Here is a 20,481-nt window from a genome sequence, read left to right as displayed (position 1 = left end):
CGGCCGCGAATGCGCGAATCCACTCTGTTCAAGCACCTGACTTCCAGCGCGATCGTCACCGCCTGCTGCGTGCTCGGTCTGCTGTATTTCGGGCGCGACGTCCTCGAACCGCTCGCGCTGGCGGTCATCCTCAGCCTCGTGATCGCCCCGCTGATCCGCACGCTGCGGCGCATCGGCCTGGGCCAGGTGCCGGCGACGATGCTGTCCGTGCTGATGGTGGGCACGTGCGTGGTCGGCCTGGGCATCGTCCTCGCGTTCCAGCTCGTCGCCGTGACGGGCGACCTGCCGAAATACCGCGCCGCGATCCGCACCAAGGTCGCGGCCGTGCGCGAGATGACCGAGCGGCCGTTCGCCCGCATCGAGGCCGAGATCAGCGCCGTGCAGCCGCAGGCGCAGCAGAGCGGCACCGTCAGCAGCCGGCGCGGCATGAGCACCGTGACCGTCAGCCCCACGCAGCCGCTGCCCGTCGAGATCCGCCAGCCGCGCCTGACGACGCGCGACTCGCTCACACGCCTGTTCGCAATGGCCTTCGGTCCGTTGGGCGAGGCGGGGCTCGTGCTCGTACTGCTCGTCTTCATCTCGCTCGAACACGAATCGCTGCGCGACCGCCTGATCCGGCTCGCCGGCCAGACGGAAATCAACCGCACGATCCGCACCCTGGGCGACGCGGCCCAGGGCGTGTCGCGCTTCTTCCTGTCTCAGTTCATCGTCAACCTGACGTTCGGCACCCTGATCGGCCTCTTGCTGTGGCTCGCCGGCGTACCGCACGCGGGCCTGTGGGGCGCCCTGTCCGGCATGCTGCGCTTCGTGCCCTACATCGGCGTGATGGCGGCTGGCGCCGTCATCGCCGTATTCGTCGCCGCCATCGACCCCGGCTGGCAGCTGGCCCTGTCCTGCATCGCCCTGTTCGTCGCGCTGGAACTGTTCGTCGCGAACGTCGTCGAACCGAAGGTCTACGGCCACAGCTCGGGCCTGTCGCCGCTCGCCGTGATCGTCTCGGCCGTGTTCTGGGGCGCGATGTGGGGGCCGGTGGGCCTGTTGCTGTCGACGCCGCTGACCCTGTGCTTCGTCGTGGCCGGCCGCCACGTGCGCGGGCTGGAACCGGTGACGATCCTGCTGGGCGACGCCCCCAACGTCTCGGGCGCCCAGCGCCTGTACCAGCGCCTGCTGACGGCCGACAGCGACACGATCGTGCGCGACGCCCACGCCTACCTGCGCCGCGCCAGCTTCGCGCGCTATTGCGACAAGGTGCTGTTGCCGGGCCTCGCCCTGGCCGGCGCCGACATGCGCGCGGGCCGCATCGACGCGGGCCAGATGGAAACCATGCGCGCCGCCATGGGCCGCGTGGCGGCGACCCTGAACCCGGAAGGCCGCACGCCCGCGCGCACGCGGCGCCGCCGCGACGTCTCGCTGCTCGACGCCAACCTGGGCGCCTACCTGCGCCAGATGCGCGAGACCCGCCAGGGCCGCTGGCAGGGCTCGCTGGACGTGCCCGCGCACTCCGTCGTGCTGTGCGCCGCCCTCGCGGTGGAACGGGATGAGCTGCTCGCCGAGCTGCTCGTGTCGGCGCTGCGCGACGCGAACATCGACGCGCGCAGCACCCTGCTGGGCTCGGCCGACCGGCCCGGTCCGGAAAAGGCGGAGCTTATCTCCACCGTGATCCTGCCCTACCCCGTGGAAGACCGGCTCGGGGACTGGCTGAACGCCGTCACGGAATTGCGCACCCATCTGCCGGATGCGCTGCTCGCCACCGTCAAGCTGCCGTTCGACCAGTCGACCGTGCCGCAGCCGGCGGTCGAGGAACATGTCGATATCGTGTTGCGCTCGTTCGAGGAGGCGCTGGCGTTTGTAGCGCCGGAGCGGGCGCCGCGGGGGTGAGCGTGTCGAAAAAATCGCTACATCATTTCGTTCATTATCTGTTATACAATTTCCTGATGGCAACTCAATGTGTAGATGCCATGACGACATGTACAACTTGATAAAAGGAATGCAAATGGTCCAAAACAAGAAATTCGGTGCCGGGTTGGCGCTGATCGCTGGTCTGCTGGGGATGTGTGCGAGCGGTGCAGCCCTGGCGTTGCCGGAAGTGGACGTCGGGTCCCGCCTGACTATCACCACGCAGACCGAACCCGTAGAGTCGGCCGACGCAGCGGTTGCTGAAGATAGCGACACGACCGCCGACGACGAGGATGCGGCATCGGCCTCCAACTGAACTACGCCGAACGAAGAAGCCGATACATCGTCCACAGCGAAAAACTGGGGCGCTTACCTGGCGTTGATCGCCGGTCTGCTTGGCCTGAGTGCCAGCGGTACGGCTTCGGCCCTGCCGGAGATGCAGGTCGGCACCCGGCCGCCGGTGGTAGCGCCCCAGTCATTGGTGACTGTCGACTGTACCGCCGCCGAACCTGAACGCGACGACGCGGCACCGCAAGATACCGATTCCTGATCTCCAGGCGATACCGTTTGTCTTCGGCTCAGCGGCACTTGCCTGCCGCTGCAACCTGCAGCCACTTGCAGGCCACGGACACATCGAACCTACGGCCCGTAAAATAGTTGTCGAAGCAATCCCGAAATCGCTTCCATGTAGTTGCCTTCCGCTATAATGTTGCCACACATCACATTTTTGCGGTCATGGCGGCTTCCACTCTTCCTGATGCGACCGGCGTACCGAACGTCGATACCGGCCTCGGCTATCCTGAACATTATGAGCTGCGCGCTCGTCTCGGCGAGGGCGGCTTCGGTGAAGTCTACGAAGCCTGGGACACGCGCCTCCAACGCAGCGTCGCGATCAAGACCATCCGCCACGGCGTAGCGGAGAGTACCGACCTCGTGCGCGAAGCGCGGCTCGCCGCTTCGTTGCGACACGCGGCGTTCGTCCAGGTGCACGCGATCGAAGACAACGGCGTCCGCCAGTTCATCGTCATGGAACTCGTGCGTGGCCGCACGCTGAAGCAGATCTTGCAGGATGAAGCGGTACCACTTCCGACCGCTCTGGACTGGGTGGGCCAAGCGGCGGAAGCCATGTGCGATGCCCACGCGTCAGGCCTCGTGCACGGCGACATCAAGCCGTCGAATCTGATGGTCGATCAGGACGGACGGGTACGCATCCTCGACTTCGGCCTCGCGCTGCGCCAGGACGCACTCGCCACCGAGACTGTCTCGCTCGCCGAGGTCGCAGCGACAGGCCAGACCGATCCGCAGGGTACGATCGCCTACATGGCGCCCGAGCGACTGCAGGGCGCAACACCCGACACGCGCGCGGACGTCTACGCGCTCGGCGTCATCCTCTATGAACTCGTCTGCGGCAAGCGGCCTTTTGCGACCTTGCACGGACTGGCGCTGGCCGCAGCCCTGGTCCAGACCTCGTCGGATGGGTGGGATTACCCGGAAACGCTGGATGCGCCAATGATCGCGCTTATTCGCGCAATGACGGCGCGACAACCTGAACAACGCCTGGATAGCATGCATGAGGCGCTACGGCGCATGGCCGAGCTTGGCAACACTGGCACCATGCGTCCCTCTGGTCTCCACGAACCCATGGTTCGCCGGCCACCGAAACGTCCGATCATGTTTGCCGTGGGCGCGCTCGTGGTCGCAACGGCCGGAATCTTTCTATGGCGGGGTTTGCCCAATCTGGCGCAACTCACGGCCACGACGCAACAAGCGCTAGCGCCATATTCGGAGGCGGTAGAGATTCAGCAAGGCCTTGCGTCGCTCAAGTTTTTCGATCGCCCCGGCGCTTTGGAAACTGCGCAACGACATTTTGAGCGGATCCTTGCTCGCACACCGGATAACGCGGCAGCGGTGGCCGGCATGTCGCTGGTCTACAGTGGGCGCTATGCCAGTGAACACGAAGACGAGACGTGGTTGCAAAAAGCCGACGCCAGCGCGCAACAGGCCCTTCATCTGAATGACCAGCTCGCATTAGCGCATGTTGCGACTGCCGCCGTCCGCGAGGGGCAGAGCCAATTCGACGCAGCAATCGCAGAGTGCGACCGGGCACTTCACCTCGATCCGACCAACCAGTTTGCCTGGTACATCAAAGCCGAGACGCTGCGACGCGCGCGCCGTTATCCGGACGCACGCACCGTGCTGGCCGAAGCGATCCGGCGTTTTCCGCGCGAGCGGGTCTTTATCGACGAGCTAGGCAGTGTCGAGTATGAGCAGGGCAACAATGCTGCAGCCGAGCAGCTTTTCCGGCGCAGTATCTCCCTGGAGCCGGACGCGGCCACTGCTTATGCCAGCCTGGCAGGGACGCTGTTGCGCCAAGGTCGCCTCGACGACGCGGCGCGCGTGCTCCAACAAGGTCTGCAAGTGCGCCCGTATGCGAACCTCTACGTCAATTTGGGCAACGTCTTGTTCATGCGCGGCGATTACGTCGGCGCAGCCGATGCGTTCAAGAACGCGGTCTCGTCAACGCACGGCGACCCGCGCTCCTACATCAATTGGGCCAACCTCGGCGACACGTTGCTCTGGATTCCCGGCCGTACGCAGGAAGCCCGCCAGGCCTACGACAAAGCGCTTCGGTTGCTGGCACCGCGGCTGGATCGTGCACCGAACGACGTCCTGCTGGTGTCGCGCATGGGTCTGTACGCCGCACGCACCGGCGATGCGCCTCGCGCTCTCGAGCTTAACGCTCGCGCCATCGCGTTGGCCCCCGACAGCGCGGACATCCAATTCCGCGCAGGCCTGTCCTACGAACTCCTCGGCAAACGCTCGCTTGCGCTTGCCGCGATCTCCAGGGCGCTGCACCTGGGTTACCCACTCAAGTACATCGAAACGGAACCGGATCTCGTCGCCCTGCGTAGCGATCCTGGTTATCACACGGATTGATACGACCACCCGTTCACCACCGTCCATACGAAAGGACCGACATGCTGCAAACCCACCAAATCACAGTGACCTATGTCCAAGGCCAGACCCTGGCTACCTGGAGCCTCGATGGCGTTCCTTGCCAGGACGGCGACTCTTTTCAGGCCCAGCCGGGTGATAAGGTTACCTTCCAGTTCGAAGGCCCCGGGGACATCGCAGAATGCGTGATGATCAGTGGCCAGATGCAAAACGGCTGCGCCGGCTCGTCGCCTTTCACCGAGGGCAACCGCGTCAACCTCAAGGCCAACTCGACGCTCCACATCGGTAAGGGTCAAGGCGCGTGGGGTTTCACCGTCTCTTTCTCCGCCCATAACGGTGACGGCACCACTGCCTTCTACTACTTGCCCGATCCGGAAGTATTCGTTGGCTCGCGCTCCTGCGAATAATCAGACGCTCTCCCGCAACCGCCGCACTTCCCGCCGCAACGACTCCGTCGGCGTCCTGAGCAACTCCGCGCAGCGCCCGACGTCGCCGGCGCACGCGGCCAGTGCGCGTTCGATCTCCTCGGCGGGAATCCGCTCCGCCCAGCGGATCTCGCGGTGGGCATCGAGCAGCTTGTACATCGTCGGCCGCGAGATGCCCAGGTCGCGCGCCGCGGCCTGGATGTTCCACTCGTTGCCGGCCATCGCCCGCAGGACCTCGGCGTCGCTGATGTCGGACGGCTTGCGGCGCGGCGTCTCCGGTCCGGCAGGCGCGCGCGCCGGCATGGCTTCCGCAGCCGGCACCAGCCGCGCCGCGCTGCCGGCCGGGGCCGGCGTCAGGCGCACCAGTTGTTCGAGCTGCGGCGTGCCGCCGTGCTGCACCAGCAGCGCGGCGCGGCGCAACGTGTGGCTTAACTGGCGGATGTTGCCCGGCCAGTCGTAGCACGCGATCTCCACCACCAGTTCCAGCGGCAGCACCGGCAGCGCGCCGTGCGCCTGCAGCAGGTGCACGATCAGCACGCCGATGTCTTCGCGCCGCGCGCGCAGCGGCGGCAGCTGCAGCGCGAATCCCTCCAGCCGGCGCAACAGGGCCTGGTTGAACGCGGCCGTATCGAGGTCCTGGTCCGTCGCCGCGATCAGGCGCGCCGTCGTCTTGCGGTCCTGGGTCGCGCCCAGCGGACGGTAATCGCCGCCTTCCAGCACGCGCAGCAGCATCGGCTGGACGCTGGCCGGCGCATTGCCGATCTCGTCGAGGAACAGGGTGCCGCCGTCCGCTTCCGCGAACAGGCCACGGCGCTCCTGCGCGCCCGTGTACGCGCCGCGCGCCGCGCCGAACAACTCGGCGGCCGCGAGCGATTCGTTCAGCGCCGCCATGTTGACGGCGACGAGCCGCGCCTGCGCGCGCTGGCCCAGCGCGTGGATGGCGCGCGCCGCGATTTCCTTGCCGGTGCCCGTCTCGCCCAGCAGCAGCACGGGGATGTCGGTCGGCGCCACCATGCGGATCTGGTCGCGCAGCGCGATCGCCGCGGCGCCCACGCCCACGAGTCCCGGCACCGGGTTGTGCTTGGGTAGGCAGTCCATCCAGTGCAGGCACAGGACGACGGCGCGGCCGAGCGTCAACACCTGGCCGCGCGCGACGTCGGCCGCGTCGAACCGGACCGGCCCGGTCGCGGCCCGGCCGTTCAGCTCGACCGGCATGCGGGTCGCCGGGAAATGCACGACGACGCCCTCGCCATCGCCGTCGCCGCCGCGCGCGATCCGCACGGGGTCGCGCGAGATCGTGCCGTGGCCCAGCGGCAGGCCGGCCTGGCCCGGGCGATAGAACAGCGGCGCGTAGCGGTTCACTTCCAGCGTGCCGGGATCGCCGACGAACTGTTCGCCGATGCGCGCCGGGTCGGGATGCCAGAGGATCGTCAGCGCCAGCAGCGGCCGTCCGGGCATGCCCTGCGCGGACAGCTGCAACGTCTGGGTATATTCGGTGGAGTCAAGCATGCGCGGAACGTCAACGTTATCGCTTTACATGTAAAAAACATGGCAATTTTACACGCAGAAACATCCGATGGGCCGAAATCGGGGCTGTCTCCCCGGATTTCGCCATGGCACGGCGTTTGCAATATGAGTAACGCCGCCATCGGGGCGGTGCCTTTTCCCGGACGTGCCATGACATTCAACCTCGCTTCCTCGCCCATCCAGCCCTTTGACGCCCGCGTCATGCTCGACGTGCACAGCCTGAAAGCCCTGCGCCAGCGCCGCGGCGGACGCGAGGCCTTGTCCGCGCAATTCCAGGAACGAAGACTGTGCCTCACCCACGCCGCCATCAAGCGCGCCGAATCCGGCCGCCCCGTGCCCTACCGCACGGTGCGCCACCTGGCCGCGTTCTACGGCATCGGCGTCGAGACCCTGATCGACGCGGCGCCGACCCGCCAGGCGCCGCCCGCGCGCGCCGTGCCGGACCTGGCGGACATATGGGACGTCGAGCGCCTGCAATGCCGCGCCGTCATCGACGCGGTCCACGTCGGCGGCCGCGGGCGGATCATCGACGTGCAGGGTGTCGCCGGCGCCGGCAAATCGCCGCTGCTGTCGTTCGGCGCCCGCGACGCCCGGGCACGCGGCTATACCTGCGTCGTACTCGACGGCGGTCGCGCCCGCATCCCCGCCGTCCACACGGCCGCCGACCTGATGCTCGGTCTGCTCGGCCTTCAGGCCGGCGCCGTTACGGACGCCGTCCCGCTGGCCGACCTCGTGCGTAGCCGTTGCGCCGCGCTGGGTGTGTCGCCGGTCCACATCGACGCGTGCGTCGGCCTGATCGACGCCCCGCCGGAGTGGCCCCTGCCGGCCACCCAGCTGCTGCAGACGGCCGCCCTGTGCGCGCTGGTCCAGCATCGCGCGGCGAACCAGCCGTTGCTTATCTCCATCGACGACCTCCAGTGCGCCGACTGGCAACTCGCGATGATCCTGAACGTGGTCGTGCCGACGACCCTCGATTACCCCGTCCTGTGGATGTTCGCTACCCGCCTCGAACCCGGTCCGATGCGGCGTCCGCTCGGCGTGCGCATGGACGCGCTGGCCCGCACCACCCTGCACCTGACGCCGCCCCCCGTGCGCACGGACCGCGCCGACGCTGGCGGCGTGCACCGCCTCGCCCGCACGGCCGGCCAGGACGCCGGTTAACTGCCGCCGCTCCCCGGGTCCGGGCCGTCCACGTCCAGCACGTGGTCGCGGAAAATGTCCGGCAACATGTCCAGCACGAGCTCGCGGCCCAGCAGATCCGCACCGCGGACCGCGCGCGCGACCATGTCGATATCGATGGCCGCCAGCGCCGCCTGTGCCGACGGGGCATGGCTCAGGTGCCATGGTTCCGGGCACATCCCGCGGCGGCGGGTGCGGTACGGACGAAAGAAGCCGAAGCGCGCCGCGTGCGCGTCGAGCCAGGCATGCAGGCGAGCGTACACGCCGTCCGGTCCCGCCTCGTCCGGCAGCAGCTTCGTCCGGTAGCCGGGCGGATGCGCGGCGCGGTCGAACACGTCGATGTCCGTGCCCCAGTGGCGCCGCGTCGCGCCCGGCAGCCCTGTCCAGTCGAGGATCGCACGGACGATCTCCGGCGGCGCCAGCGCCCCGTGGTCGCGCGCACCGCCCGCGCAATCGTACAGCGTCGCCTGCCCGGAAAATTTGCGGTTCCAGTTGCGGGCCTGGGCCTCGAACGGCCGCCACGACGCGATCGGCAGCATGTCGATACCGTCCTGCGCGGCCGCCGCGCGCATCGCGAGAAAGGCCGCCGCGACCTCGGGCCGCGCCGCGAAACGAGGCTGTCCCGGCGTCTGCCCGTACTGCTGGACATGCGTGCGCGCGCGCCCCGTCAGCGTAAACTCGTCGAACGGCGCGCTGCCCGCCCCCGCACCGCCGGGCTCAACGGGTCTCGATCGCATCGACGCGGTCCGGATAGAACGCCACGTGTTCCCGGATCGCGGCCACGGCCGGATACGGCGCTTCGTAGCTCCACACCGCGTTCTCGCCCCGCGGCCCCGCGTCCACGATCGAGAAATAGGCGCAATCGCCCTTGTACGGGCAATGGGTGTGCCGTTCGGTGCGCTGCAGGCGGTCCATCGCCACGTCCTCGCGCGGGATGTACAGCACGGGCGGATAATCGGCTTCGCGCAGCGCCAGCGCGCGGTCGCTGCTGGCGAGCACGGCGCCGCCGGCGCGCACCGTCACGCGGCCGGGCGCGGGCGTGATCGTGATCGGATGGTCGGGACCCGGTGTCTTCATGGCTGTCGGCATGTCTTCTCCTGTCGTGGCCTCCTACGATCTCATGCCGCCCGGTCCCTTGCAAGTGCGTCCCGTCCACGCCAGCCGCGGATCCCGATCAATCGCGGTCGTCCCGGCCACGGCGCACGATGCGCGCGTACAGCACGACGTTCAGCGCCAGCACGGCCGCGGCCAGTCCCCATTGCATCGGGCGGGTGAGACCGGACGGATAGATGAGTCCGACAAGATAATGGTCGACGAAGCCGCCCGCATAGCCCGCCGTCCCGGCCAGCATGCGCAGATGATTCTCCAGCCCGGTCAGGGGGCACGCCGCGCCGGTGGCCTCGATCAGGATGCCCCAGGCGACGGCGGCCAGGTGCAGCGGCAGCAGCCGGCGCCAGCGCGCTACGAGTACGGCACCCGCGACGACGAACAGGATGAAGCCCAGGTGCAATAACAGCACCATGGCGGCGAACAATTGATAGACCATGGCCCATGATACCGACCGGCGCACGACTGATACATGTCAAGCCCGCACCCGGGGGTGCTCCTATTCTCCACCTTCATCGCCGATTCGTTCGGCCGAACCGAGGAGAACATCATGATGCACGTGATGCCACGCACGCCCCCGCCGCCGCCTCGCACTGGCCGGCGCCGGTCCGTCCTGCGGCATGCCCTGCTGGGTGCCGCCGCCCTGCTCATGCTCGCTTTCGCATTGCCCGCCGCGACCGCGCAGGATTCCCACGCGTCCCGGTCCGCGGCGGCGGCGGGCCAGGCGGCGCACGGCACCGACAACGACGCCGCCACGCGGCGCCAGCAGGCCGCCGTCAAGCACGTCAGCGACGCCGTGGGCGTCGTCCATACGATGAGCAACGAGACCGGCATGGCGGCCCTGCTGGGCCGCGCGCGCGGCGTCTTCATCGTGCCCACCTATGGCCGCGCCGCGCTCGGCGTCGGGGGCGCCGGCGGCGCGGGCGTACTGATGGCCCGGCGCGCGGATGGCGCCTGGGGCAACCCGGTGTTCTTCGACACGGGCGGCCTCAGCATCGGACTCCAGGCCGGCGTGGAAGGCGGGCCGATCGCCCTCGTGCTGCTGAACCAGAAAGCCGTCGACAGTTTCCGCAACCGTAACAACTTCTCGCTCAGCGCCGACGCCGGCCTCACGGTCGTCAACTTCGCGCGCATGGCCCAGGGCTCCACGGCGGGCGACGTCGTCGCGTGGTCGGGGAGCAAGGGCCTGTTCGGCAACGCGGCCACGGTGGGCATCAACGACGTCCGCTACAACCAGCGCCTGACCGAGGCCTACTACGGCAAGCCGATGACGGCGCTGCAGGCGATCGACAGCAAGGAGAGCAACGCCCAGGCCGACGCCCTGCGCAAGGTACTCGGCAGTCCGCCGACGCCGGCCGGCAGCGGCGGCAAGTCCGGCGGACGGTAGCGGCGCGTCGGGCCCGCGCGGATCCGGGCCCGAAGGCGGTGGCCGCGCCCGGCGGCGCGCCACCGCGGACCGTCAGGCCGGCCGGCGCCGCACTGCCGCCAGCATGCAGCCGGTCAGCGCCACCAGCAGCAGCGTGGACGGCTCCGGCACGGCGCGCACGGCTGTGAACGCGTTGTCCGGCGTGATGGTCAGGCGCCCGTCAGGCGTCGCGTCCGGATGGAGGGCGATGCTGCCCAGGTCGCCGTCGACGCCGAGGTAGTGCGTGTCGTCGAACAGCGACCAGCTGAACGTGCTGCCGTCGGTGCCGTCGCCGAACAGGAAGCTGACGTCGAAGCCGACGTGGCCGCCGAGCTGGATCGCCTGGAACCAGTCGCCGCCGCCCGCCTCGCTCGAGAACGTCAGCGCGCCCGGCGGGCCGCCTGCCACGGAACCGGTGCCGACGGGCACGCCCAGCAGGTCGGCCGCGAGATTGGTGACCGACGCGCTGGCCGGCGTCGCGCCGCCGACGCTGAGAAAGGACATACCCAGGTAGGCGGTACCCGTGCCGAGCGCCGACGTATCGATGTCGACGTGGTGGACGGGCACGGCCAGCGCCGCGCCGGCGCACAGGCACATCCAGGTTGCGGCCAGAAGCCGGGCCGCGCGGTGTGTGATGGACTGCATCATGTGTCTCCTAGTATTTAGCCTTGAACAGTTGTGGGGTGTAGGCGATGGTGGCCTTCGCTGGATTCGAGAACGTCGTGGTCACGGTCGCCGTCTGGCCCGGCGCAAGTTCCGCTTCGTTCAGCGTGACGTAGGGGACGCCGTCCTTCACGCCTGTCGCGTTGTCGAGCGTGACGCCGTTCGTCAGACCGGCGAGGCGGAACTGCAGCGGTCCCTCGAGCGCCGTCCCGGTCGTGTTCGTGAACGTCACCGTGCCCGTGTACTTCTGGGTGAAGCGGTTCATCGTCAGGCCCGAACGCGCGATCCTGACATTGGCCGTCAGGTCGACGGGCGCCAGCAGGTCGTAGCGGGTGCCGTAGAAGTGGAACTCGCCATACGACGAAATGCCGGGATACGCCGGATCCGTCGGCGGGCCCGGATGGTCGACGCGCGCCATGAAGTAACGGTAGGGCTGTGTCTCCAGGCCGGCCAGCACGGGGATGACTTCCATCTCGAAGTTGCGGCCGCTCGTGTCCGTCGTCTCGCGGCTCGTGAGCAGGGTCCAGTTCACGTTGTCGTTCGACCCGTACACGTTGGCGCCCTGCGAACGGTTGCCGAACATGTAGCGGGCCTGGATGCCGAAGGCAGCGACGGCCACGCGGTAGTTCTCGCCGAAGTCGATGGTGATCGGCGCGCGCAGGTCGCCCGAATAACTGTTGTAGTTATTGTCGACGAGCAGCGCCGGACGGTCCGCGCCGAAGCCGATCGTCGTCACCATGTTCTTGCTCCAGTCGAGGCTGCCGTCGGAGGCGACCTTCGGATTGACCAGCTCCAGCTTGCGCACGGCCGCCTGCACGGCCTTCAACAGGGCCGGGAAATCGGCATCGGACACGGTCGCCATCTGCTGCTGCAGCGGCGCCAGCTCCGTCTTGAACGTGGCCAGCGACGGCGTCGTGTAGGCGGCGGACGGATCGTAGCCGTCGAGCGCGGCCTGGAATGCGGACGCGCGGTCCGGCTGCACGTTCAGGCGCGCCGTCATCGTGCTGACGGCGACGCCGTCGGTCGCGGCGACAACGATGTCGTGCATGCCCACCTGGTCCGGCGTCGGCGTCCAGTCGAATGCGCCGCTGGACGCGTTCACCGTCGCCCCGGTCGGCAGCCGGACGGCCTCGTACGCGACGCTGTCCGCCGTGTTGGCGTCAAGCGCGGCATAGCTCGCGCGATACGGCATGCCCTGCACGACGATTTCCGTGACGGGGAACACGGGCATGGCAAAGCGCGGCGGCGTCAGTTGCGTGGGCGCGGCCATGTTCACGTAGTCGACGTCCACCGTCGCGCCCTCGGGGCCGGAAAACTTGAAGAACATGATGTTGTCGCCGAGCGCGCGGCCGCCGATGGCGGCGGCCGACGTGTCCGGCACGATGTAGCGCCATTCGCCGTGCGTGTCGGGGACCGTCATCAGCGACCACGGACTGGCGTCGCGGCTGGCGCTCGCGGACAGCGTGACCGGCGCATTGGTGCGGACCATGATGCCGACCGGCGCGTACTTCGAGCGGTCCGCATATTGCACGTCGTGGAATACGATGGTGGCGCCGGCCGGCGTCACGCTTCCGTGGCCGTAGGTGCGCTCGCCCTCGGTCTGCATCGTCCAGCCGCCGTCGAGGAAGACCGATTTACGTTCGGTCTCCAGGATCCCCGCCGTGCCGGCCGGCAGCGGCACCCCGGTGAGGGCCTGCGGCAACGTGAAGATGGCGGTCGGGCCCATGTCCTTGTTGTTGGGCGTCGCCGCTCCCCACGGGATGGCGGGGCCGTTCGCATGGGCCGCCGCCGTCGCCAGGTAAGGCGCTTCGGCGTCCACGTTCACGCCTTCCACGTATTTATAGGTGTTGTAGATCTCCGCGATCGCGTCGACCTCGTACAGGCGGCCGCGATAGGCGGGCGAGATACCGGACGTGCCGCCCGTCGTGTCGGCCCATGGCGTGTCGTAGCCGAGCATGTATTCGGCGTAGGCGTTCGCGCCGCGCAGCAGGCGGTCGTCGCCGAACCGGTAGACGCTCACGGCGTCGCCGCCGGACGACGGCTTGCCGGTGAACGGATCGACCTTCGTGCCCTGCGCGGTCACGAGGCGCAGCAGGCCGCCGAGGATGTCGACGTTGTCGCCCGCGTGCGCGCCGTCGCGCGACATCTCCTCCACTTCGTAGAACGTCTTCCCCGTCTTGTTGAGCGGGTCGTCCGCGTCGATGCGCGCGATCGCCGACATGATCGCGCCGTTGATGTCCTGGCGCGTCGAGGTGGCGTTCACGGTGAGCCATTCGACCGACTCGTCGTAGCGTGCACGGTTGTCGGTGAAGATCGCGCCGGCGATGCGGCCGACGAGCGAATATTGTTGCTGGTTCCGGAACCGCTCGTTACTGGAGAAGAAGGTGCGCTCCATCGGATCGACCAGGTTGTCCTTGATCTTCTGCGTGTCGGTGTCGGTCCACGCGAGCGGGTAATCCGTATAGGTCGGATCGGCCGGCGTATAGCGCATGATCTCCGCGGCCATCAGCATGCGCGACAGCGGCACCCCGTTGTGGATGTGCGCGTCGGGGAAATAGGCGTACCCGTTCGGGTTCATATTGCTCCACGTGCGCAGGATGCGCATCGCGTTGCGCCGGTATTCGTTGCGGCCCGTGACGTAGTACAGGATCGCCTGCGTCAACGCGCCTTGCGAATCGTTGATCATGCGCGTCTGCGCCGTCGAACTGTTGTAGTTCGGCGTGTTCGGCGTATCGACCTTCGTCGCATCGCGGTTCGTGGGCTGCAGGTTGATGTTCGCGTAGTTGCAGCACACGGTCGCGAGAATGTTGTAATACGATTTATAAGGCTCGACGTCGGCGCGGATCTGCTGGCGCACGTACTCCAGCTGCTCCGGCGTGAAGCCGAGTCCCGGATGGCGAAAGCCGGTACCGCTCACGACCGGCTGGACCATCGGCGTGGCGACGAAGGTCACGGCCCTGGCGCCGCTCCCCACGAGCACCAGCGCGGACGCCAGTGCCAATGCCACCATCTTTCCGCTTGCGTTGCCGCGCAACGCATTCCACCTCAGATGCGAATGGTTATACATGATTGTCCTTATATGTTTGCTAACCAGTTCATTGGATGCCACCGACGGCACTGCCTCCTCCTTTGACTGTTGTGTTATCGATAGCGCTGGCGATCGTAACACGAGCACAACGAAATGGATGAAAATTTGTTATCGTTACCTCCACGTGTTGCGTCCGCGACAAATGCCCCACCGCCGGGACGGAAATCGGGACGCAACAAAATCTGTTGATCTCGACGACAAGTTTTGTTATCGTTAACTTGCGCTGTACGCTCGGGCATGGCCGGTTCGTGCCGGTATGGCGATCTCCTTGCGGGTACGTTCCAGTCCCGTATTCGGCCCGCCTCGACGTCGTCGGGGTGGGTCATTTTTTTTGTGCCGGCGCGCCTCCCGCGGGGTTTTACTTTTTGAAATACCCTGATATGATTGTTATCGATAACCGATATTCATCGCGAGGAGACCTCCGTGTTCGACAAGACCTATTACGCCACCCACCCCGACATGATGGCGGGCGCCAGCAACGAGCAGCTGCGCCAGCGCTACCTCATCGACCGGATGTTCGCGCCGGACGCCGTCACGCTGAACTATTGCCACGACGAGCGCTTCGTCATCGGCGGCGCGGCGCCCGTCGCCGGCCCGCTGGCCCTGCCCACCCACACGGAGCCGCCTTCCGCGGCCGGCCAGCCGTTCCTGGCGCGGCGCGAGCTGGGCATCATCAACGTGGCGGGCGGCGCGGGCCGCGTCACCGTCGACGGCCAGGCAGTCGAGCTGGCCCCGCGCGACGGCCTGTATGTCCCGATGGGCAGCGCTGAAGTCGTCTTCGAATCGCTGGACGCGGCCAACCCCGCGCGCTTCTACCTCGCGTCGACGCCGGCGCACGTCCGCTGCGAACTCGTCAAGATCACGCACGCCCAGGCGATCCCGCTGGAGCGCGGCAGCGCCGCGACGTCGAACGAACGCACGATCTACCAGTACGTCATCCCGGGCGTTTGCAAGTCCGCCCAGCTGCTGCTGGGCCTCACGATCCTCAAGACGGGCAGCGTGTGGAACACCATGCCGCCGCACGTGCACGAGCGCCGCTCCGAGGTGTATTTCTATTTCGACCTGCAGGACGACCAGCGCGTGTTCCACTTCATGGGCGCCCCCGATTCGGCGCGCCACCTCGTCGTGGCCAACGAGCAGGCCGTCGTGTCGCCGCCCTGGTCGATCCACATGGGCTCCGGCACGGCCAACTATGCCTTCATCTGGGCGATGGGCGGCGAGAACCTGGACTACACCGACATGCAGGTCCTCGACATCTGCCAGCTGAAATAAGGGGACCCCATGCTCGACCTGTTCAACCTCGCCGGCCGCACGGCGCTCGTCACGGGCGCCAACACGGGCCTCGGCCAGGGCATCGCCCTCGCGCTGGCCGCGGCCGGCGCCGACGTCGTCGCGGCCGGGCGCAGCCCCGCCGACGACACGGCCACGCAAGTCCGCGCGCTGGGCCGGCGCTTCCTCGACGTGCGCGCCGACCTGTCGTCGACGGCGCCCGTGCGCGACGTCGTCGCCGCCGCCGTCGGCCTGAACGGCCGGCTCGACATCGTCGTCAACAATGCCGGCATCATCCGCCGCGCCGACAGCCTCGACGTCGACGAGGCCGACTGGGACGCCGTCATCGACACCAACCTGAAATCCGTGTTCTTCCTGTCCCAGGCCGCGGCGCGCCACATGGCCCGACATGGCGGCGGCAAGATCGTCAACATCGCCTCGCTGCTGTCGTTCCAGGGCGGCGTCCGCGTGCCGGCCTATGCGGCGAGCAAGAGCGCGATTGCGGGCATCACGCGCGCGCTCGCCAACGAATGGGCCGCGCAAGGCATCAACGTCAACGCGATCGCACCCGGCTACTTCGACACGAACAACACGGCGGCCCTGCGCGTGGATCCGGTGCGCGAACCGGCCATCCTCGCGCGCATTCCCGCCGGCCGCTGGGGCCAGCCGGCCGACCTGGCCGGCGCCGCCGTGTTCCTGGCCAGCCGGGCCAGCGACTACGTCCACGGCGTCGTCCTGCCGGTGGACGGCGGCTGGCTCGCCCGATGAGCGCCCGTCCCGACATGGCAGGCCGGATCGTCTGCTTCGGCGAGATCCTGCTGCGCCTCGCCGCCCCGCCGGGCCGCATGCTGCTGCAGACGCCGGCGCTGGATGCGTGCGCGGGCGGCGCCGAGGCGAACGTCGCCGTCGCGCTCGCGCTGCTCGGCCACCGCACCGCGATGGTCAGCGTCCTGCCCGACAACTCCCTCGGCCGCGCGGCGCTCGACGGCCTGCGCGCGCACGGCGTCGACACGGCCGGCATCCGCCTGCGCCCCGGCCGCATGGGCCTGTACTTCATCACGCCGGACGCCGCCGCGCGCCCATCCGAGATCATCTACGACCGCGCCGGCTCCGCATACGCGCTGGCCGACCCCGGCCTGTACGACTGGCCCGCGCTGCTGGACGGGGCCGGGTGGCTGCACGTGTCGGGCATCCCGCCGGCCGCCGGCGACGGTCCCGCCCAGGCCGTGCTCGCGGCGATGCGGGCGGCGCGCGCCGCGGGCGTGCGCGTCGCGTTCGACGGCACGGCGCAGCCGCCGCTGCCGGAGGCGATGCGCATGGCCGACGTGCTGTTCGCCGGTCCGCGCGACATCGCGCTCGTGCTCGACCGCCCCGAACTGGCGGATCGCGCGCGCGAACAGGATGCGGTGCGAGGCGCGTTCGCCGCATTTCCCGACCTGGCGATGCTGGCCTGGACCCGCCGCGTGCCGCATCGGGCGGACGAGCACGAGCTGTCGGCCGTGCTGCACACGCGCACGGCGTCCGTGACCGGCGGCAGCTACCGGCTGTCCGGCACCGTCGACCGGATCGGCACGGGCGACGCCTTCGCGGCCGGCGTCCTGCACGGACTCCAGTCGGGCATGGCGACGGCGGACGTGGCCGGGTTCGCGCTGGCCGCCGCCGCCATGAAACACGCGATCACCGGCGACCTCAACGTCGCGCACGCGGGAACGTCCGCATGAGCGGCAGCTGGCGTCTCACCTGGGACCACGGCAGCGCGGACGTGCAGTCGCTGGGCGCGATGCTCGGTCCCTTGAGCCTGCGCATCGGCGACGAGCGGGAGCTCGAGATCATGCACGTGGCGCCCTGGGCCGGCATGACGCGCGCCGACACCCTGCCCGGCATCATGCGGCGCCTGCGCGGCGAATGGCCCTGCCTGCCGTTCGGCTGCACGGAAGCGCCGCGCGGCCTGCCCGCCGGCTGGGGCACGCGCGCGCCCGACGATGCGTGGGACCACGGCTATGCGGCCAACCACCATTGGCGCTGCGTGTCCGCGACCGACACCCGCATCCACCTGGCCATCGACTATCCCGCCGGCTCGCCGATCGAACACATCGAACGCGAGATCGCGGCCGACCCGCACGCACCGGCCGTCGACATCACGTTGCGCGTGTGGGCCCGCCGCCCGGCGCGCGTGCCCGCGGGCCTGCATCCGACGTTCCGCCTGCCGCCGGCACCGGAGCGCGTACGCATCGTGCTCGGGCCGCACGACGGCATCCACAGTTATCCCGCCCAGCCGGCGGGCGCGGTGTCGCGGCTGCTGTCCGACACGCGCTCCGCATCGCTGGACAGCCTGGCCGGCGTCGACGGCCCCATCGACCTCGCGCACCTGCCGTTCGCCGCGCCGGCCGAGGAACTGCTGCAGGTGCGCGCGATCGGCGGCCAGGACGGCGCCGCGCCGATCACGCTGCACTACCTCGATTACGACGCCTGCGTCGGCCTGTGGTGGGACACGGCGCAGCTGCCCGACCTGCTGCTCTGGGTGAGCAACGGCGGCCGCATCCACTTCCCCTGGATGAGCAGCCACCTGGCGCTGGGCGCCGAACCCGTGAACAGCCTGTTCGACCTGGGCCGCGTCGCGACGGCGCCCGCGAACCATCCGCTGGCGGACCGCCTCGGGATCGCCATCGGCCCCGACGCGCCGTGGGAAACCCGGTACCGCATCGCCGCCTGGCCCCAACCGTCCCTCCCAACCCAACGATAGAGAACCGCGCCATGGCACCCGACTTCCGTTCTCCCGGCTTCCTGCTCGACCACATCGCCCATACGATGCGGTTTTATCACCCGCGCTGCATCGACCCGAGCGGCGGTTTTTATCACTTCTTCCGCGACGACGGCACGGTGTACGACCGCACGACGCGCCACCTCGTCAGCAGCACGCGCTTCGTCTTCAACTACGCGATGGCGTACCGGCGTTTCGGCGCCGCAGATCACCTCGCGGCCGTGCGCCACGGCGTCGCCTTCCTGCGCGACGTCCACCGCGACCCGCGCACGGGCGGCTACGCCTGGCAACTCGCGTGGGAAGCGGGCCGCAAGGACGTCCTCGACGGCGACAACCACTGCTACGGCCTGGCCTTCGTCATGCTGGCGTATGCGCATGCGCTGCGGGCCGGCGTCGCGGAGGCGCGCGGCTACCTCGCCGAGACGTTCGACCTGATGGAGGCGCGCTTCTGGGAACCCGGGCACGGGCTGTACGCGGACCAGGCCAGCGCCGACTGGTCCGTGCTGGATGCGTACCGCGGCCAGAACGCCAACATGCATTCGTGCGAGGCGATGCTCGCGGCGTTCGAGGCGACGGGCGAGGTGCGCTACCTGCACCGCGCCGAGACGCTGGCCCGCAACATCACGCTGCGCCAGGCCGCCCTCGCGGAAGGTTATGTGTGGGAACACTACCGCGCCGACTGGTCGGTGGACTGGGACTACAACCGCGACGACAAGACGAACATCTTCCGGCCCTGGGGCTACCAGCCCGGCCACCTGACGGAATGGGCGAAGCTGCTGCTGCTGCTCGAACGCCACCGCGCCCACCTGGCGGGCGACGCCGAATGGCTCGCGCCGCGCGCCATCCAGCTGTTCGACGCCGCGCTGCTGCGCGCCTGGGACGCGGAGCACGGCGGCATCTGCTACGGCTACGCGCCGGACGGCAGCATCTGCGACGGCGACAAGTATTTCTGGGTGCAGGCCGAAAGCTTCGCGGCCGCCGCGCTGCTGGCCGTGCGCACCGGGAACCCGGCCTACTGGACCTGGTACGACCGCATCTGGGCGTACAGCTGGGCGCACTTCGTCGACCACGTCCACGGCGCCTGGTACCGCATCCTCGGCCAGGACAACCGCAAGCTGACCAATGAGAAGAGCCCGGCCGGCAAGACGGACTATCACACGATGGGCGCCTGCTATGACGTGCTGCACGCGCTGGAGGCGAACCCATGACCGCGCTGACCCGCTTCGTCGCGGCCGGCGAGGCCTTGACGGACCTGCTCGCGACGGGCCCCGGCACCTGGACGAGCCAGACCGGCGGCTCGACGTGGAACGTGGCGCGCGTCGTCGCCCGCCTCGGCATCCCGAGCGCGTTCGCCGGCGCCGTCAGCCGCGACGTGTTCGGCCTCGAACTCGCCGCCGCGAACACGGCGGCGGGTCTCGACCAGCGCTTCCTCCAGCAGGTCGACCGCCCGCCATTGCTGGCCGTCGTGCACGAACGCCACCCGCCCCGCTACTTCTTCATCGGCACCGACAGCGCCGACCTGCACTTCGATCCGGACCATCTGCCGGCCGGCTGGCAGGACGGCGCCGCATGGGTGCACTTCGGCGGCATCAGCCTCGCGCGCGAGCCGCTCGCGTCCACGCTGGTCGCGCTGGCCTGCGGCCTGAAACTGCGCGGCACGAAGATCAGCTACGACCCCAACTTCCGCGCGCTGATGGACGAACGCTACGGCGGCACGTTGCGCACGATGGCCGGCCTGGCGGACGTGGTGAAGGTGTCCGACGAGGACGTGCGCGGCCTGTTCCGCCACGACGACACCGACGCCGCGTTCGCGGCGCTGCGCGCCCTGAATCCGGCCGCGACGTACCTGTTCACGCGCGGCGCCGACGGCGCCTGCCTCGTACGGCCCGACGGCGCCTGGCACGCGGCCGCACCCGCCGTGGACGTCGTCGACACGGTGGGCGCGGGCGACGCCAGCATCGGCGGCCTGCTCTACAGCCTCATGACGTGGCCGGAGCGGGCCGGCGGCAGCCATTTGCGGGTCGCCGTCGCCGCCGGTACGGCCGCCTGCCGGGTCGCGGGCGCGCAGCCGCCGGCGCTGGATGCCGTGCTCGCGCTGGCGGACGCCATCGCGGTCCGCCGCCAGGAGGGAACGCATCGCGCCCTTGACTTCGCGGCGCCGGGCCAACAGTATTTCGGCAAGCAATTACAACGATAACCAGGAGAC

Annotated in this window: 18 protein-coding genes; 12 read left to right on the top strand and 6 right to left on the bottom strand. The window is 68.9% G+C overall.

The features are described from left to right. Window positions 1-9 precede the first annotated feature (9 nt). The 4 genes from ASD28_RS19915 (at window position 10) to ASD28_RS19900 (ending at window position 5,258) form a co-directional block, all read left to right on the top strand. A complete protein-coding gene (locus ASD28_RS19915) occupies window positions 10-1,878 on the top strand; it encodes an AI-2E family transporter (protein ID WP_056132030.1) in 1,869 nt (622 codons plus the stop codon). 115 nt (window positions 1,879-1,993) lie between these two features. Then, window positions 1,994-2,212 carry a hypothetical protein gene (locus tag ASD28_RS19910; RefSeq protein ID WP_056132027.1) on the top strand — a complete coding sequence of 73 codons (219 nt, stop codon included), beginning with the start codon at window positions 1,994-1,996 and terminating at the stop codon, window positions 2,210-2,212. Between the two features lie 341 nt (window positions 2,213-2,553). Further along, the gene (locus ASD28_RS19905) at window positions 2,554-4,833 is read left to right on the top strand and encodes a serine/threonine-protein kinase (protein ID WP_156403780.1); all 2,280 of its coding nucleotides are present in this window, start codon (window positions 2,554-2,556) and stop codon (window positions 4,831-4,833) included. A gap of 41 nt (window positions 4,834-4,874) precedes the next feature. Further along, complete coding sequence (locus ASD28_RS19900) at window positions 4,875-5,258, top strand: hypothetical protein (RefSeq protein ID WP_056132021.1); 384 nt, start codon at window positions 4,875-4,877, stop codon at window positions 5,256-5,258. Here ASD28_RS19900 and ASD28_RS19895 read toward each other — a convergent pair whose 3' ends face one another. Next, complete coding sequence (locus ASD28_RS19895; protein ID WP_056132017.1) at window positions 5,259-6,785, bottom strand: sigma 54-interacting transcriptional regulator; 1,527 nt, start codon at window positions 6,783-6,785, stop codon at window positions 5,259-5,261. It abuts the gene before it with no gap. Window positions 6,786-6,953: 168 nt separating this feature from the next. Here ASD28_RS19895 and ASD28_RS32490 point away from each other — a divergent pair, with 168 nt between their 5' ends. Continuing rightward, window positions 6,954-7,964 carry a hypothetical protein gene (locus tag ASD28_RS32490; RefSeq protein ID WP_056132014.1) on the top strand — a complete coding sequence of 337 codons (1,011 nt, stop codon included), beginning with the start codon at window positions 6,954-6,956 and terminating at the stop codon, window positions 7,962-7,964. Here the strand turns inward: ASD28_RS32490 and ASD28_RS19885 are convergent. The 3 genes from ASD28_RS19885 to ASD28_RS19875 all read right to left on the bottom strand — a co-directional run bounded on the left by ASD28_RS19885 (window position 7,961) and on the right by ASD28_RS19875 (window position 9,528). Further along, window positions 7,961-8,719 carry a M15 family metallopeptidase gene (locus ASD28_RS19885; RefSeq protein ID WP_056132011.1) on the bottom strand — a complete coding sequence of 253 codons (759 nt, stop codon included), beginning with the start codon at window positions 8,717-8,719 and terminating at the stop codon, window positions 7,961-7,963. The two genes, ASD28_RS32490 and ASD28_RS19885, sit on opposite strands and share 4 nt — an antisense overlap. Next, entirely contained in the window at window positions 8,700-9,071 is a 372-nt protein-coding gene (locus tag ASD28_RS19880; RefSeq protein ID WP_056132008.1) for a DUF427 domain-containing protein, read from the bottom strand. Before ASD28_RS19880 ends, ASD28_RS19885 begins: the two co-directional genes overlap by 20 nt. A gap of 85 nt (window positions 9,072-9,156) precedes the next feature. Continuing rightward, entirely contained in the window at window positions 9,157-9,528 is a 372-nt protein-coding gene (locus ASD28_RS19875) for a DUF2784 domain-containing protein (RefSeq protein ID WP_056132005.1), read from the bottom strand. 111 nt (window positions 9,529-9,639) lie between these two features. On the opposite strand from ASD28_RS19875, the gene ASD28_RS19870 reads away from it, so the two are divergent. Next, window positions 9,640-10,476, top strand: a complete 837-nt coding sequence (locus tag ASD28_RS19870) for a lipid-binding SYLF domain-containing protein (RefSeq protein WP_162252947.1) — start codon at window positions 9,640-9,642, stop codon at window positions 10,474-10,476. Window positions 10,477-10,548: 72 nt separating this feature from the next. Here the strand turns inward: ASD28_RS19870 and ASD28_RS19865 are convergent, their stop codons facing one another. Together ASD28_RS19865 and ASD28_RS19860 are read right to left on the bottom strand one after the other, a co-directional pair. After that, window positions 10,549-11,142 (bottom strand): NF038129 family PEP-CTERM protein, encoded by a 594-nt coding sequence (locus ASD28_RS19865; RefSeq protein WP_056131999.1) that lies wholly within the window; start codon window positions 11,140-11,142, stop codon window positions 10,549-10,551. Between the two features lie 7 nt (window positions 11,143-11,149). Then, window positions 11,150-14,224 carry a putative Ig domain-containing protein gene (locus tag ASD28_RS19860; protein WP_056131996.1) on the bottom strand — a complete coding sequence of 1,025 codons (3,075 nt, stop codon included), beginning with the start codon at window positions 14,222-14,224 and terminating at the stop codon, window positions 11,150-11,152. A 444-nt stretch (window positions 14,225-14,668) separates the two neighbouring features. Here ASD28_RS19860 and kduI point away from each other — a divergent pair, with 444 nt between their 5' ends. The 6 genes from kduI to ASD28_RS19830 are packed head-to-tail and all read left to right on the top strand — an operon-like array spanning window position 14,669 to window position 20,472. Beyond that, window positions 14,669-15,517 carry a 5-dehydro-4-deoxy-D-glucuronate isomerase gene (gene kduI, locus ASD28_RS19855; RefSeq protein WP_056131993.1) on the top strand — a complete coding sequence of 283 codons (849 nt, stop codon included), beginning with the start codon at window positions 14,669-14,671 and terminating at the stop codon, window positions 15,515-15,517. Window positions 15,518-15,526: 9 nt separating this feature from the next. Beyond that, entirely contained in the window at window positions 15,527-16,282 is a 756-nt protein-coding gene (gene kduD, locus ASD28_RS19850; protein ID WP_056131991.1) for a 2-dehydro-3-deoxy-D-gluconate 5-dehydrogenase KduD, read from the top strand. Next, window positions 16,279-17,235, top strand: a complete 957-nt coding sequence (locus tag ASD28_RS19845; RefSeq protein WP_200948843.1) for a sugar kinase — start codon at window positions 16,279-16,281, stop codon at window positions 17,233-17,235. The genes kduD and ASD28_RS19845 overlap by 4 nt, the downstream gene beginning before the upstream one ends. Continuing rightward, entirely contained in the window at window positions 17,232-18,257 is a 1,026-nt protein-coding gene (locus ASD28_RS19840; RefSeq protein WP_056131988.1) for a hypothetical protein, read from the top strand. Before ASD28_RS19845 ends, ASD28_RS19840 begins: the two co-directional genes overlap by 4 nt. A gap of 11 nt (window positions 18,258-18,268) precedes the next feature. Beyond that, window positions 18,269-19,483 carry an AGE family epimerase/isomerase gene (locus ASD28_RS19835; RefSeq protein ID WP_056131986.1) on the top strand — a complete coding sequence of 405 codons (1,215 nt, stop codon included), beginning with the start codon at window positions 18,269-18,271 and terminating at the stop codon, window positions 19,481-19,483. Next, a complete protein-coding gene (locus ASD28_RS19830; RefSeq protein WP_082579165.1) occupies window positions 19,480-20,472 on the top strand; it encodes a carbohydrate kinase in 993 nt (330 codons plus the stop codon). The genes ASD28_RS19835 and ASD28_RS19830 overlap by 4 nt, the downstream gene beginning before the upstream one ends. Window positions 20,473-20,481: the final 9 nt, after the last annotated feature.

This window comes from Massilia sp. Root133 (assembly GCF_001426525.1).
In the GTDB taxonomy this organism is placed as follows: domain Bacteria; phylum Pseudomonadota; class Gammaproteobacteria; order Burkholderiales; family Burkholderiaceae_D; genus Telluria; species Telluria orientalis.
Note: the sequence above shows the minus strand (reverse complement) of the source record. Positions and strands in the feature narration are given on the sequence as shown.